We start from the raw sequence: 13,681 nt of genomic DNA, 5'->3' as shown, positions 1-13,681 counted from the left end.
GAGTTACCGCGCTAGCGGATGACACTGACATATCATTCATGGGTCAATATGAACAATATGCAACTTGAGTCTAAAATTCCCCAATATTGGGGTAAGGTTGATGGATGATGCAACTACTTGCTATCAAGTGAACTAGGTTCAATTGATAAAGGGGTAGTTAACCCTTAAAGGACATAGCAAACAATCCGCCACGCAGAGCATCAGTGTTAAACCAAGTATTCTGCCAATAAACGTATTGCATTCCTGTATAAGACATAGTCAAAACTCCTAACAAAGTTGAATAAATGAAACTTGATATTAGTCGCTCAAATTGGGCGATATACCGCAGAGTCAACTTGTCGCTCGATTCCTTGGAGAATTATCCATCCTGGATAGACTTATGTTGGAGGGCCTGTGCCAACCAACGAAGCTATTATAATCAAAACCGTAATTTTATTACAACCCTTTATGGCAATCTTTTGTAAAAAAGGCTCATTTTGTAGTTTTAATACAACAAAACAACTTAGGCAGCGCATTAAGATCACACTATTTGGCTTTTTTTGAACTAAAAACGACAAGAGGCAAGCCTAAGCCTGCCTCCATCAACATAAGATAATTTGCCCCTCAATAGAGAGGTTCACACTAAAACTGAGTTAATGCACCTTAGTCATTGCACCAATCGACGCTCGCATGAGGTAACCCAAATTCATTGGCGCCAACGGCTCACTCAGCGGCAAAGATATATTGAAACAGACCCACTAAGGGGGCCGCCGTCGGTTTACCATACAGCGGTGAGCCTTCAGTGGCACTGCCTGCAATATCCACATGAGTATAAGCCAGCGGCTTATCACTCATTAAGCCGTGGGCTTGTAACCCTGAGGCTTTAAGTAAAAATGCTGCAGGGTATTGATGACCACGAGCCGTAACCGAAGAAGGCGCATTATTGGATGACACAATATCGGCCGCCGCGGAGGGGTCGATAAGCATCTTATAATCTTCACGGCGCAAACGAGACACCTCGATAGGCTCAGCCCACGCTTCACTCACCTCTTGCAATTGCTCCGCCACGCGCTGCGAACGCGCCACGGCATTTTCAACCACAGCAGTATAATTGCCATAACAGCGCACCACATGCCCTGTTAGGGTTGCGACCGAAAACAGCTGCGGTGCCACCGCATTAGCCGCCTTGATACGTAAATGCGACAGCAGATCGGCCAAGACTAAACGTCCCTCGGCATCGGTATTACCGATGCGCACGCGCACGCCCGCATGGCTACTGATGATCTCATCGGTAACAAAGGCTTCACTACCAATACTGTTACGTACCAACCCAAGCTCGGCAACGACGCGTATTCCCTTTGGCTTGAGTATGGCCAAGGTTTTCATCAGCCCGGCAATGGCAGCGGCCCCGCCTTTATCACGGCTCATGCCCGCCATGCCGCCACCGACCTTGATATCGGCGCCACCAGTGTCGTACACCACCCCTTTACCGGCAAAAAAGTAACTGCGGGTGATCTCGTCATCGGCACAATATTCCACCTTAACTACCCGAGGTTGGTGGCGCGATACCGCAAAAGAGGAGCGCCCAACGGCGCTCAGCAGAGGATAATCACGCTCAAGTACATCTCGATCTTCAATTACGCTCACGCTTAAGCCCGAATCTTGATACGCCTCAAGGCAATATTGTGCAAACGCGGGGGCCGACATCCGCTCGGGCTCGGTACCGCACAGATCTCGTGCAAGATGACGCCCAGCTTCGATGGCATTAAGTACCTTAGCCTGCACATCACTAACCAATAAACCAATAGTATCGATACCATCGGTGAGCGCGACCGCTTCACGCAGCTCTAATGCTTGCCACAGCTCTTGGCCACAAGCCAAAGCCGCAACAGCAAGTGATTGACGATATTGCTGGGCGTTACTCGGTGAAATAATCAATAGTGGCTGACGAGCCCCAGCATCTTTAGCCAGCGCAATGCCTTGACGGGCAGCCTCGGCGTAAATACGCACATCTTCAACATCCTGGTCATGACCCAGTACTGGCGCGACGATTAAACGCCCGCCAGCCAAACCGGGCGCAAATAATAAGGTGGCACTGCGCCCTACTCGCGCATCGACCTTAGCGCCATGGCGCGCCAGTAAACTGATCTCGTCGATATCGATAGCATCGATACTTGGCGTTACCACGATAAGTGCATCCCAGCCTGCACCTTCAAAAATGGCATCATTATCTTGTACATCAACAAACGTTATTGGATTCATATCCATTCCCTATGCTTGTGAACTCGATATCGCTCTGCGGCGGATCATCGTAGTCAGATTGTTGTGGCATTATTCACTTTATGTAGCAATAAAGCCAAGTGAAATCAGAACTATTGTTATCCTATCTGGCAACTTTGTATGACATATATCACAGGCAAAATCGACTTTAATCGACCCGAGTAAAATCACCTTATGATAGACTGTGGCCAATTTTGACCTCAAAGACCTATATTAAAGAATGAAAGAGGAGTTTGTCCGTGAGCACATTAAGTCAATTGCAACCTCAAGCCTTATGGCAGTGGTTTGAACAGATCTGCGCCATTCCCCACCCGTCAAAGCATGAGCAAGCATTAAGTCAACATATTCAAAACTGGGCCAAAGACAAAGGGCTCAGCGTTGTCGAAGATAAAGTTGGCAACCTGATCATTAAGAAACCCGCCACACCAGGCATGGAAAACCGTAAAGTCGTCGCCCTGCAAGCCCATATCGATATGGTGCCGCAAAAAAATGCCGACAAAGAACATGACTTTGAAAAAGATCCTATCGAAGCTTATGTCGATGGTGATTGGGTAAAAGCCAGAGGCACAACCTTAGGCTCAGACAACGGTATCGGCATGGCGTCGGCCTTGGCTATTCTGGGCAGCAATGATATTGCTCACGGCCCATTAGAAGTGCTACTGACCATAGATGAAGAAGCAGGCATGACCGGTGCATTTGGGTTAGAAGCAGGTTATCTTGATGCTGAGATCTTGATCAACACCGACTCGGAGCAAGAGGGTGAGATCTATATGGGCTGCGCCGGTGGCGTTGATGCTCAAATCAATGTGCCTATGGTATGGCAAGCGCCAGAGCCGTCAAACGCGACCTACACTCTGTCGATTTCAGGTCTCAAAGGCGGGCACTCAGGTGTTAACATTCATTTAGGCCGCGGCAATGCCAACAAGCTTCTGGCCCGTTTTTTATTTAATCACGCCGATGAGTTAGCACTTGAACTGACCAACTTTACTGGCGGCTCGCTGCGTAATGCCATCCCCCGCGAGGCAAGCGTCAGCTTTATGCTGCCCAGTGAAAATGTGGCGCGCCTAAATGAGTTAATGCAAGAGTTTACCGCTCTCGTTCGACAAGAGTTAGCCATTGCCGACCCAGATATGCAGTTAACCCTGCAAGAGGCTCCAGCGGCGAAACAGGTAATGAGTGAAGATGCGCAGCAAACGCTTATCGATCTGCTGCATGCATGCCCTAATGGCGTGATGCGCATGAGCGATGAGATAGCAGGCGTAACAGAAACCTCGTTAAACGTTGGCGTGATCTCAACCGAAGCAGAATCAGTCAATATTCTTTGTTTAATTCGCTCGCTTATCGATTCTGGTCGTAAAGAAGTGGAAGGCAACCTAACAGCACTGAGCAACTTAGCGGGCGCAGAGGTGGAGTTTAGCGGTGCTTACCCCGGCTGGAAGCCAGACAGCAGCTCCCCAGTGATGGCGATTGTCAAAGACACCTATGAGGCAATTTACCATAAAGAGCCAACCATTATGGTGATCCACGCCGGGCTTGAGTGTGGCTTGTTTAAGAAGCCTTACCCTGAGATGGATATGGTCTCCATTGGCCCCACCATCCGCTATCCTCACAGCCCAGATGAGATGGTATTGATTGAGACCGTCGATCAATACTGGAAGCTGCTTCTAGCCGTACTCGAACGTATTCCAGCAAAAGCCTAAGCGGCGATACATCAAAAAGGCGCCTATGAGTCATCATAGGCGCCTTTTTTGTCGGCACACAAAATGTTGCTGTTATGCGGTATTCAACGATATGGGTGTTTACCTAACGAACGCTAGCGTTAACCTTTATTGATTTGAATTGCTTGCAGCATGCCTTTGGTGCAGGTACTTCTGAGGCTCACTGACTTTTTGTTAAACAAGAGCCATCCCTAGGCGCTCTGCGATTTCATCCCTGAAATAGAAGGCCTCAGCCGCACCTACACCGAGTTCTTAATCTCTTCGATTTGACCTTAATCTTGGGTCTCGGACAATCAAAAGCAAAATTGTTTTTGGACAAAAGTGTGTTTGCCTTCGAATGAAGGTGTTGGCATTTTTGGCTTTTGCATTTGGCTGAGTTGGTTTTTACATCGCTGATGGTAGCGTTAACCTTCATGGCAACCAATTGCCTGCAGCATGCCTTTCGTGCAGGTATTTCGGTGGGGCGCTGCAAGTATATCCCTATACGCTCGACGGTGGCATCCATGCCACCAACCCCCACCGACATACCTACACCGGCTTATCTATCTCTTCGATTTAGCCGTCATTGGTATCCACATAGCCGTTAAAAGCTAAATTGTTTTTGGACAAAGGCGGCATCCAGAAAGCACTAAAAAAAGTGATTACTGAGTGCAATATTCATAAATCTATCAGCCCGCATAATCTACGCCACAGCTATGCCACTCACTTGCTAGAACAAGGATTAGATCTGCGCTCTGTTCAAAGTCTGCTCGGCCATAACAGCCTAAATACTACTGCACGCTATACACGACTTACCCAGATCACTCGCAAGAACACGGTCGAAGCAATTAACCTGCTGACGGATAGTTTAGCGCTGAAATGGGAGTGTGGCGTATGAAGTTCGTCGATATTTTACATGCTCATCTTGATGCGTTTAATCAGGCATACGAGCAACAGATAACAACCGCGATGCGACAAGCCATTTATTCGATGCTCAGCTGCCGCACCAATACTGAACGCACGAGTCATTGGGCATGTCAGAGTTGTACTCATACCACTGATTATCCACTCTCATGTGGTCACCGGAGCTGCCCTCAATGCCAGCACAACACCACAGCAGATTGGCTAGCTAAACAACAGACTAAGTTATTGCCCGTTGAGTATTACATGGTGACGTTCACTTTACCTTTTGAGCTTCGAGTCATTGCAAAACATCAACCTGAGCAGATCTATCAAGCTATGTTTTCAGTAGCGGCCAGTGTACTTAAAGACTTTGCACACAACTCAAAATCACTTGGCGGAGAGATAGGTTTCACGGGAGTACTGCATACCCACAGCAGACGCCGAGACTACCATCCGCATCTTAACTTCATCATTCCCGCAGGAAGCTTCAACAAAGGCAAAAAGCAGTGGCAAAAAAGCAGAGGTAAATATCTGTTCAACGCCTTTAATCTCGCCACGGTGTGGCGAGCAAGATTGCTGGAATACCTGACAAATAAGCTAGATATCACACTGTCAGCAGTTACCCCAAAGAAGTGGGTGGTAGATTGCCAGCATGTTGGCAAAGGCTTACCTGCACTGAAGTACTTATCAAGATACCTCTATCGCGGTGTATTGCCTGATAAAAATATCATCAGTAATATCGATGGGCACGTCAGCTTCGAGTATCTAGACAGCCAAACTCAAACCAATAAAGTGCGTACCTTACCCGCGATAGAGTTCCTATGGTTAGTGCTTCAGCATGTTTTGCCCAAAGGGTTACGCCGAGTACGAGATTATGGATTACTTAGCGGGAATTGCAGCAAACTGAGGCAACAAATACAGTTGATGATCGTTGTCGCAGGGGCGGTATTTCCCCTAGTCGAAGAGGCAAAACGCATTGCGGCAATACGGCCTTGTTCTTGCTGCCAGCAGCCGATGACATTTATGGGCGTACATGGAAAAAAGCAGGGGCGACTGACAAGCTTTCATAGCCAGAGCACTTAGCAATCTAACGCTACTGTTTAAGCGGTAAGATAACAGGATTTTGAAATTTTAGATCTCTAGAAGTGAAACGCAGGAGGTGATTAAGCTTTTGAAACTATAGACTTACTTATTGGCTGTCGGTGCTAAGGGATAGCTATGGCTAGCCAAAAGTGTAAATTAAGCTCCCCGACCTAAACCAGCGTGAGATCTCACGCCGCTATTTACTATATAAAGGTATCACTTCCTACAAACCCGGGCTTGTTCAACACTCGGGATAAGGACGCGGCTACGCGCGGCCTATCCTTATTAGTTAGGCTTAGACTTAAGCTTTATAAGTCATTTAGATTAAAACCTGTATTAACCGCACAGCGCTCGATACTGTCCAAATAGTTTACTAACGCAGAGTTCTTCTCATACACAATCTGCGCATAGTCTTTAGGCGGAATATGGTCAATATAGTCTGTCGACAACATTACCTGAAGCGATAGCGGCTAAAACGAGAAAAATAATATCAACTAAATCATGGTTTAGGTTGATGTGAGAGCGAGGGTCTTCGATGAGTTTCAAGTGTTCAAATAAGGACATGGATTAGGCTCAGTAGAATAACATGCCCGATCAGATCATGCAGATACGAAGAAGTTCCCTACTATTAACAAAGTATGATCCCGCCCTGGTATATCCAGCAGCTATATTAAAGGTACCTACTTAATAAAAATTTTTTTCCTTCAGATATCTCTGCAGTATCACTATTAAAAACTATACCATTCTCATCGATATGATCGACTAATTCAGCGATCCACTCAATATCCTCTGCATCAAATCCATATCTCAGCAACCAAATTTCGACTTCGTCATTAGTTCCATATTGAATGTAATTCTTAAGGATCTTTGCCCTTTCATCGCCATGTTCCTCATAATAAAGCGTCAGGGCTGCAGCCAGAGGATCTGCCAGTGATAAACTAATCACTTTATCTAAATAATCATACGTATCATAAACTAGCAAATCATAATTGAATTGTGTGACTGGCTCGCCATTGGGGTACAGCGGGATAGATGCCGATAACTTTGAGTTAGGAAGGCTTTCTGCCTTGGGGGAGAACTTAATTTTAATTTTTTTTAATTTCTCATTAAACTCTGATTGGCTTATTTTCTCTTCTCTCAATTGTCGACCAAGATTCCGTCTTTTATCCCGTTCTGTAAGATACGAGTGTCTGAGCGAAAGTGTTTCGCTAAATGACTTTCCTTGAACCTTCCACAATAACAGCGGAATAGCTGTACTGAGTACTCCTTGCTCAGGGATTGAGAGTTTTGTCTTCTTTAAATGGGAGCAATATATTTTCTTTAGCCTCTCTTTAATTCCTCGACGTACACCATTGCCAAGTTCATAGTACTGAGCACCTGTTATCAGGGCGGGATTAAACTTTGTTAAATCATTTAACCAAAGAAAATCTCGCTTCTAAAATCGCCATTCCATGCTGCTTTTCTTATCTTGGTTGGTTTACTGGCTTTTAGCGGATGCTGCTCTAAAAGGTTCAGCACGATACGCCGAAATAGCGCCATCTTCTTCGCGTTTTCATGGTCACCAATCCTTGAACTGTCTTCCCTAAAGGTGACGTCAAGAACCCAATGTTGCTGGTTCTCGACGTGCCAATGCTGACGCACTGCTTTGGCTGCAAGTTCGACGTCTAGAGACAAAGAACTTAAGAAATAATCCGTACTTATGGTTGTAATGCCTTTGCATGTTCGTTGACGTTCAATGGCAATGAGCGACTTTGCTGACGGCCACTTTTTCGCGAGCGCCTGCGGCAGCTTTGCTGGAATTTGAAACGTCGTGCGACGCTCCTTACGCCCATGCCCCTTGTCATCCTCTTCGATACTCAATGTGTCGACGCCGTCGTTATCCCAGTGAGGTTGAAACTGCTCCTCTATGGCCTGCCTCAGTAGCGGTTGGTTGCCTTTTACCTGAACAATATAGTCGCCTTTAGCTTTGATGATTTGTTGAAGCGTTTCCCGCTGGCAGTGAAGTGCATCAAAGGTTACAACAGCGTCTTTAATGTCTAACATGTGCAACAACGCCTGAACCGTTGCGATTTCACTGCCTTTAGTCTGTGTATCTTGCTGATACAGCACAATTCCTTGTTCGGTATCAAAGGCCGAAACCAAGTGAAGCGCATTGTTAGCGCCATGTTGATTAACTGCCCCACGCAAGGTTTTGCCGTCAATAGCGATCAATGGCTTGGATGAAGCTTCTCTTAAACGATTTGCCCAACTAAAAAGTGTCATAACCAGTATTTCGGTATCGATCACTTTAATGATGCGAGCAATGGAATGCCGAGTAGGGATCCCGCTATCAAAATCTCGATGTTTACGCAGCCAAGATAGGTTCTCTTGGCCGAATTCTTCGATAGCTTGCCAGCCATCACAACCTGAAGCGATAGCGGCTAAAACGAGAAAAATAATATCAACTAAATCATGGTTTAGGTTGATGTGGGAGCGAGGGTCTTCGATGAGTTTCAAGTGTTCAAATAAGGACATGGATTAGGCTCAGTAGAATAACATGCCCGATCAGATCATGCAGATACGAAGAAGTTCCCTACTGTTAACAAAGTATGATCCCGCCCTGCACCTGTTATTGTTCTATCACCATCAATGAGCCTATCCAATACATATTTAATGTCTGATTTCAGGTTGGATTTCTGAATTCGATCCACCTGCTCATTTGTGAGGTGCAAATCATCATCGAACGAATCTGTTTTTATCGCTTCAACAAGATCAGAATAATCCTCTGGAATATCGCTTTGCTCACCATCAAGCATGGAGGAGTTAGTCAAATACACTTCTTTCTGGATACGTCTTGTAAAAGTCGCCACATTCCTCCTATTTACAATGGTATACCCATAATCAAACTGATTTAGGTTGCTACTCCTCCCAGATCTTCCAATTAGGTTTTTTAATGTTAATTCTCCCATATTATGAAAATTGTCTATCAACACACAATCGAACGGCATGTTTATTCCCTGATTTAACGTAGAGGTTGCAAAGCAAATCTTCGCATAACCTTTTCGAACAAAGTGTTCTATAAGCAGCCGTGCTTTCAATGGCATAGAGCCATGATGAACCACCACACCTCTAGCCATAAGTTGAATAAATGATGATTGCTTACCCAATTGCGTACTAGATGAACCAATATAAGTCTCAAGAGTTTCTATTAATTTAAGTGCAGACTCGTCTTCGATCATCGGGCATAGATCTATATAATTCCCGAAACCTTCTATATGCCCACCATTAAATATTTTACTTTTAGATATATAAATCAGTACGGCCCCATCTCGCCGTAATGTATCCTCGATTAGGTCATAGTCGATCGGAAGATCTTCGGTATCAGCAAATGGGGAAATATAGCTAAATGATTCATCTACTTCACGGGCAACATAAATCTTACCCACATTACTCTGCGTAAAACTGAAGGACTTTAGATCATTTTGGAAACCATGCTTTAAGAATTGAGCCTCTGGATTAGCAACAAATGGGTGCGCAAATACCTTTTTGGCATTTGGAAAAATCTTTTCTGATCTTCTTACGAATGCATCGAATGAAATACCTCTAATCGGCTCCTCTGATATTTGAGCCTCATCGAATAGAAATAACCCAACGTCAAACACATCTGCATATTTGAAGATTTCGACCCCTCTTTCCGGCGTAATGATAAAAATCCGCCGAGAGGCATTGTGCTGGTTTACATTTTCAACAAACTGAAGCACAAGAACGTCCTTCTCCACCAAGCCAATTATTGCCGCATAAAACTCAGCGATCAACGCTCTTGATGGGACAACAATTATAATATCGTTGTCATATTCCTTTATTAGCTCACGAAACAGATGAGATTTTCCGGTGCTGGTCGGGGCTGAGAAAGAATAAAGGTGATTTTCTGATATAGACTTATAAGCGCTAGCCTGCATTGGCGTAAAAGATCGACCATATTGATCTTCTATCGTCTCTGATAAATCTCTATAGATAGCCTCCATGAATGACCTAGGTTCCCCGAGCTTGTAAAACAACCCCATCGAACTTAGTATTTTTCCCTCGTATTCCATGAAAACATTATTATGATATTTTTTTATTAAACTGAGCTTTTCGAGTGTTGCGGGATTTACTGGCCCTACCCCATGAAATTCCGAAATGGCTTCTTCAATAGCTAATTCTATATCATCACCTTGGACTAGTTGTTCAAGCACTAACTTTCACTCCAACAAGATATACTGCTTCATAGCAATACAGTTCGCTAATATGTTCGGAATCAAGGGCATTTTTCATAATACTCAAAATATCATCTGACACTATAGAAAAGGCTGCGCAAAATGCTTTTTTTCCATTCACTGCATTTTGAATAGCGGAACCCGTAACAAACTTCCTCAAATCTGAAAGTTCCTGAATATCTTTCTCTGCAACTATGAACTCACCTATTTGTTTTAAAGCTCTACCATGAGCATTTGCCACTCCACTGTACTTCGCCTCACCGAACGCTATAATTGAATCGTGCGATTCTGTATGAAAATCAAATCCTGGGTTACCTGATATTTTTTCTTTCAATAGCTCGGCTAATGGTAGCCGTATATGGTTAAGATGGTCAGCTAAAGCTGTTTGAGCTGAATCCGACACCATATATTCTCCAAAATCCACTGAGATTTCACTTTCAATATTTTGAAGTATTTCATTAACAACTTTTTCAATAGTTGGCTTCGAACGTGCCTTATATGTCGCATGATCAATAATATCTAAGGGCTTCAACCAGCTTGTGTCAGTTATTACTTGGTGCATTTCTTGGACACGAAGCTCAATATCAGAAAGATCTATAGCCAATGAGTATATCTTTCCTGTGGCATTCTGATCGTAGTCGGACATTTCCGTAATTGTGGAACTCACCAAATTCACAAACTCTTCCTGTTCTTTATTAGTTCTTAGGATTAGACAGAACGATTTGCCTAGGTACAGCTAACGCCGGCAGCAGCCGCCGGAGGTAAATGGCGCCTTTTGTGCAGATCCACCGCACAAAAGGTGACAGTTGCCGGAGGTCCGTTGCCTGCCCTGGTTATGTGATTACTCATAGAACTTACCTGCATGAATTATTTGTGCGGCTCGCTTCCATGGATTTGTTGGCTTTTTATAAAATTCAGTGCCATTAGTCGTAGACTCGCCCCACCCACTTGCAGCATCAAGAAATGCTCCGATTGAGCCATTTTCCCAATCATTATGACCTGAGCAAAATGGGGATGAAGGTTCATTAGCTTCCTTTTCATCCTCATCGAATTTATCTGCTGCCAAAGCCTCGAGAAATTGAATGAAGTCCTCTTCCGTTTCTACGTCATCACTCATTTTGTAGAAGTCTATTTTCATACTCGATATCTCAAAAGCACATAACGCCTGCATTCAGCGGCTTGTCCGCTGCAATGCTTTGTTAGCTTGATAAATTTCCATCTATAGCAAGAGTTTCAACAACTTTTTCTTGGTAAGATGTGACTAAAGGAAAACTATCGACATTCACAAACAGTTTCATTAACTCACCTTTCTTTGTGTTTTCGATGTTTGATCCTCTGTAAAGAATAGGGGATGTCTTACTTTTACTTGCTCCATCGGAGAGCATGAAATTTAATTTTATTACGCGAGAAAGCTCTTCTTGATAAAGGAAAAACTGCCTCAAGTGCGTATCAATAACGCAGGCCTTACCCGCTTGATTTACTGTTAAAACCTCATCAATAAGTCGATTTAGCCTAGAACGCGACTTAACTGCATCATCCATAACACCAATCCAACTTTCTTTTGATTCAGAAAGCAAGTTCATAAAATACAAAGTCCTAGCCTTGTTATAATTTATAAATCCTGGCCACATTACATCCTCGCTCGATATCTCAAGCGCGCGATCGAACTGTTCACATGCAGACCTCAAATACATGACCACTTCTTCAATAACTGAGGGCGAGCAAAAATCAATATTAGATCTCACAAAATCAAGTCCATCAATCGAAAGGATATCCCTAGACCCCATGCTCATGGACTCTTTAAGCAAGTGCATACCTTTTTTATTGTAATACAAGCCTAGGTAGTTGTGATAAATCGTTTTTGTGACCGGATTTCGCAGAATAGGACCTCGAACATGAAGAAGATCAGCATGGATATTGAAGTTGCCATTAGCTACAAAACTTTGATAAGAAACAACCGCTTTGAAAAGCTTGATAGTTTCAGTAATTTGTATGGAGTTACCTTTACTAATAGATTGGAGAATATCACGTTGTCTATCTATGTTTTTTAATATCCGATCCATTCGCTTTTTATATCGTTTTTTATCAGTGTCAGCTGCATTGAAAACTGCAGGAAATAGTACGATTAGATCAACCAAATACTGTAATGTGTCAGCGAAGAGCACTGCCGTATTGGAGTCTCTTTTTAATTTTCGCTCTATCGCATCAAACAGCTCCTCATCTAAATCTTTTTCGTTTTTAGATTTATATTGACTTATAAGTTCTGGTAGAGAAGTTACATATCTTTCGTTATCGAGAATATTGCCATCCATCTTGCTTATATTGTTTACACTATCAATTGAAGTGTACGTGCGAACAGCGATAAACAGGGCCAACAATGCAATACAAAATCCGACTATTGATATAGTGAAATTCAGGAGGTCTTTGCCTTCCTTCAAGTAATACACCCATATTGCTAGACAGCCCGAAAACAGGACAAGCAAAAAAATGGTCATGTATAAGATATTGGTTCTTTTCATTAATTACCTAATGCATTGACTATATTATGAGATATCAAGCTAACGCCCTAATAATGGGCAAAAAATTGTTGGCTAAAATGTTGAGGAACGAAAACAGCCAACTGTTTTTTGTCCTTATTTATTAGCTTGTTATATGTTTATTTACTCAACTATTTCTTTACCGAATTTATTCATTTTGCAATCACATTTAGGGCAAGTCCAACCACCCCACATTAATTGCTGAATATTTTTAGGTATACGCAAAGCAGGCATTTTTTCATCACACTTTGGACAAAAAACTTTATCTAAATTTATGGCCATTTTTGACCGTTCTGTATTCGACATGATTAACTTCCTTATTAAATTAAAACTCTAAACTTGAGAGACATATAACGCCTGCCACAACGGCTTGGGTGAATTGGCGGCGTTTTTGCGTCTTTTTGCAAAAACGGTGACGATTTACCCAAGTCCGCTTGCTGGCACTTGTTATACGTTTTTGTAGATATCATGCAGTAGTTCGCCTGAAATATCGTTTAACTGCACATCATTTAGCGATAAATTCAAATTATTAGTTTCACCAGCCTTTGATATTGAACGAACTCCATCAAGGACACAGAAAAAGCCAAATACAGATTCATGGACTGCCTCAGCAATTACTTTACTTACCATTTCACGATCGATTGGTTTTAACGACTTAAACCAATCTGACTGAGCAACTAACTGCGCATCCGGCTTTCGTCCTGGTGGATCATTAAGGTTTTCAATCGTATCTTCAATAGCTGATTTTGCTACTACTTCTTTGATGATTTTTGTGAATTCAATTTTATTCACTGGATATCCTATTTCGTATAACAGCTTATTGATTAGCAGCAGGATAACCTCCTGCTTTCTTGTAAGTCTCTTCGTCAAAATATCACTTGTAAGTGTTTGTTGTAAATATATTTTTAACAAAAAAATACAGGTTAAACATGACAATTTAACATATAAAAAAGATGCATAGGTGTTT

12 protein-coding genes and 1 pseudogene are annotated in these 13,681 nt (G+C 43.1%); 3 read left to right on the top strand and 10 right to left on the bottom strand.

The features are described from left to right. Positions 1–702: 702 nt before the first annotated feature. Positions 703–2,241, bottom strand: a complete 1,539-nt coding sequence (locus tag AC5YB1_RS06625; RefSeq protein WP_494521188.1) for a M17 family metallopeptidase — start codon at positions 2,239–2,241, stop codon at positions 703–705. A gap of 257 nt (positions 2,242–2,498) precedes the next feature. On the opposite strand from AC5YB1_RS06625, the gene AC5YB1_RS06620 reads away from it, so the two are divergent. The 3 genes from AC5YB1_RS06620 to AC5YB1_RS06610 all read left to right on the top strand — a co-directional run bounded on the left by AC5YB1_RS06620 (position 2,499) and on the right by AC5YB1_RS06610 (position 5,942). Then, on the top strand, positions 2,499–3,959 hold the full coding sequence (locus tag AC5YB1_RS06620) for an aminoacyl-histidine dipeptidase (protein ID WP_494521187.1): 1,461 nt from the start codon (positions 2,499–2,501) through the stop codon (positions 3,957–3,959). Between the two features lie 613 nt (positions 3,960–4,572). Next, entirely contained in the window at positions 4,573–4,854 is a 282-nt protein-coding gene (locus AC5YB1_RS06615) for a tyrosine-type recombinase/integrase (protein WP_494521186.1), read from the top strand. Further along, positions 4,851–5,942 carry an IS91 family transposase gene (locus tag AC5YB1_RS06610; RefSeq protein ID WP_494521185.1) on the top strand — a complete coding sequence of 364 codons (1,092 nt, stop codon included), beginning with the start codon at positions 4,851–4,853 and terminating at the stop codon, positions 5,940–5,942. Before AC5YB1_RS06615 ends, AC5YB1_RS06610 begins: the two co-directional genes overlap by 4 nt. 453 nt (positions 5,943–6,395) lie before the next feature. On the opposite strand, the pseudogene AC5YB1_RS06605 reads toward AC5YB1_RS06610, so the two are convergent. From AC5YB1_RS06605 to AC5YB1_RS06565, 9 genes and pseudogenes are all read right to left on the bottom strand, one after another. Then, a pseudogene (locus tag AC5YB1_RS06605) lies at positions 6,396–6,506 on the bottom strand (transposase family protein); the annotation flags it as partial. Positions 6,507–6,612: 106 nt separating this feature from the next. Then, positions 6,613–7,083 (bottom strand): hypothetical protein, encoded by a 471-nt coding sequence (locus tag AC5YB1_RS06600; RefSeq protein ID WP_494521184.1) that lies wholly within the window; start codon positions 7,081–7,083, stop codon positions 6,613–6,615. A 272-nt stretch (positions 7,084–7,355) separates the two neighbouring features. After that, positions 7,356–8,456 carry an ISAs1 family transposase gene (locus AC5YB1_RS06595; protein ID WP_494519076.1) on the bottom strand — a complete coding sequence of 367 codons (1,101 nt, stop codon included), beginning with the start codon at positions 8,454–8,456 and terminating at the stop codon, positions 7,356–7,358. 35 nt (positions 8,457–8,491) lie between these two features. Then, positions 8,492–10,156 carry a DEAD/DEAH box helicase gene (locus tag AC5YB1_RS06590; RefSeq protein ID WP_494521183.1) on the bottom strand — a complete coding sequence of 555 codons (1,665 nt, stop codon included), beginning with the start codon at positions 10,154–10,156 and terminating at the stop codon, positions 8,492–8,494. Next, complete coding sequence (locus AC5YB1_RS06585) at positions 10,149–10,781, bottom strand: hypothetical protein (protein WP_494521182.1); 633 nt, start codon at positions 10,779–10,781, stop codon at positions 10,149–10,151. The genes AC5YB1_RS06590 and AC5YB1_RS06585 overlap by 8 nt, the downstream gene beginning before the upstream one ends. Positions 10,782–11,018: 237 nt before the next feature. Next, positions 11,019–11,315 carry a DUF7660 family protein gene (locus tag AC5YB1_RS06580; protein ID WP_494521181.1) on the bottom strand — a complete coding sequence of 99 codons (297 nt, stop codon included), beginning with the start codon at positions 11,313–11,315 and terminating at the stop codon, positions 11,019–11,021. 61 nt (positions 11,316–11,376) lie between these two features. Next, entirely contained in the window at positions 11,377–12,624 is a 1,248-nt protein-coding gene (locus AC5YB1_RS06575; protein ID WP_494521596.1) for a hypothetical protein, read from the bottom strand. 213 nt (positions 12,625–12,837) lie between these two features. After that, the gene (locus tag AC5YB1_RS06570; RefSeq protein ID WP_494521180.1) at positions 12,838–13,020 is read right to left on the bottom strand and encodes a hypothetical protein; all 183 of its coding nucleotides are present in this window, start codon (positions 13,018–13,020) and stop codon (positions 12,838–12,840) included. 141 nt (positions 13,021–13,161) lie between these two features. Then, on the bottom strand, positions 13,162–13,506 hold the full coding sequence (locus AC5YB1_RS06565) for a hypothetical protein (protein WP_494521179.1): 345 nt from the start codon (positions 13,504–13,506) through the stop codon (positions 13,162–13,164). Positions 13,507–13,681: the final 175 nt, after the last annotated feature.

It is taken from the genome of Shewanella sp. 433, assembly GCF_059338565.1.
This window is presented reverse-complemented; position numbering and strand designations above follow the sequence as displayed.

Excerpts from the sequence above, each read along its gene's own strand:
- AC5YB1_RS06625 (WP_494521188.1), bottom strand. The coding sequence starts at position 2,241 with ATGAATCCAATAACGTTTGTTGATGTACAAGATAATGATGCCATTTTT.
- AC5YB1_RS06610 (WP_494521185.1), top strand. The coding sequence starts at position 4,851 with ATGAAGTTCGTCGATATTTTACATGCTCATCTTGATGCGTTTAATCAG.
- AC5YB1_RS06595 (WP_494519076.1), bottom strand. The coding sequence starts at position 8,456 with ATGTCCTTATTTGAACACTTGAAACTCATCGAAGACCCTCGCTCCCAC.
- AC5YB1_RS06580 (WP_494521181.1), bottom strand. The coding sequence starts at position 11,315 with ATGAAAATAGACTTCTACAAAATGAGTGATGACGTAGAAACGGAAGAG.
- AC5YB1_RS06570 (WP_494521180.1), bottom strand. The coding sequence starts at position 13,020 with ATGTCGAATACAGAACGGTCAAAAATGGCCATAAATTTAGATAAAGTT.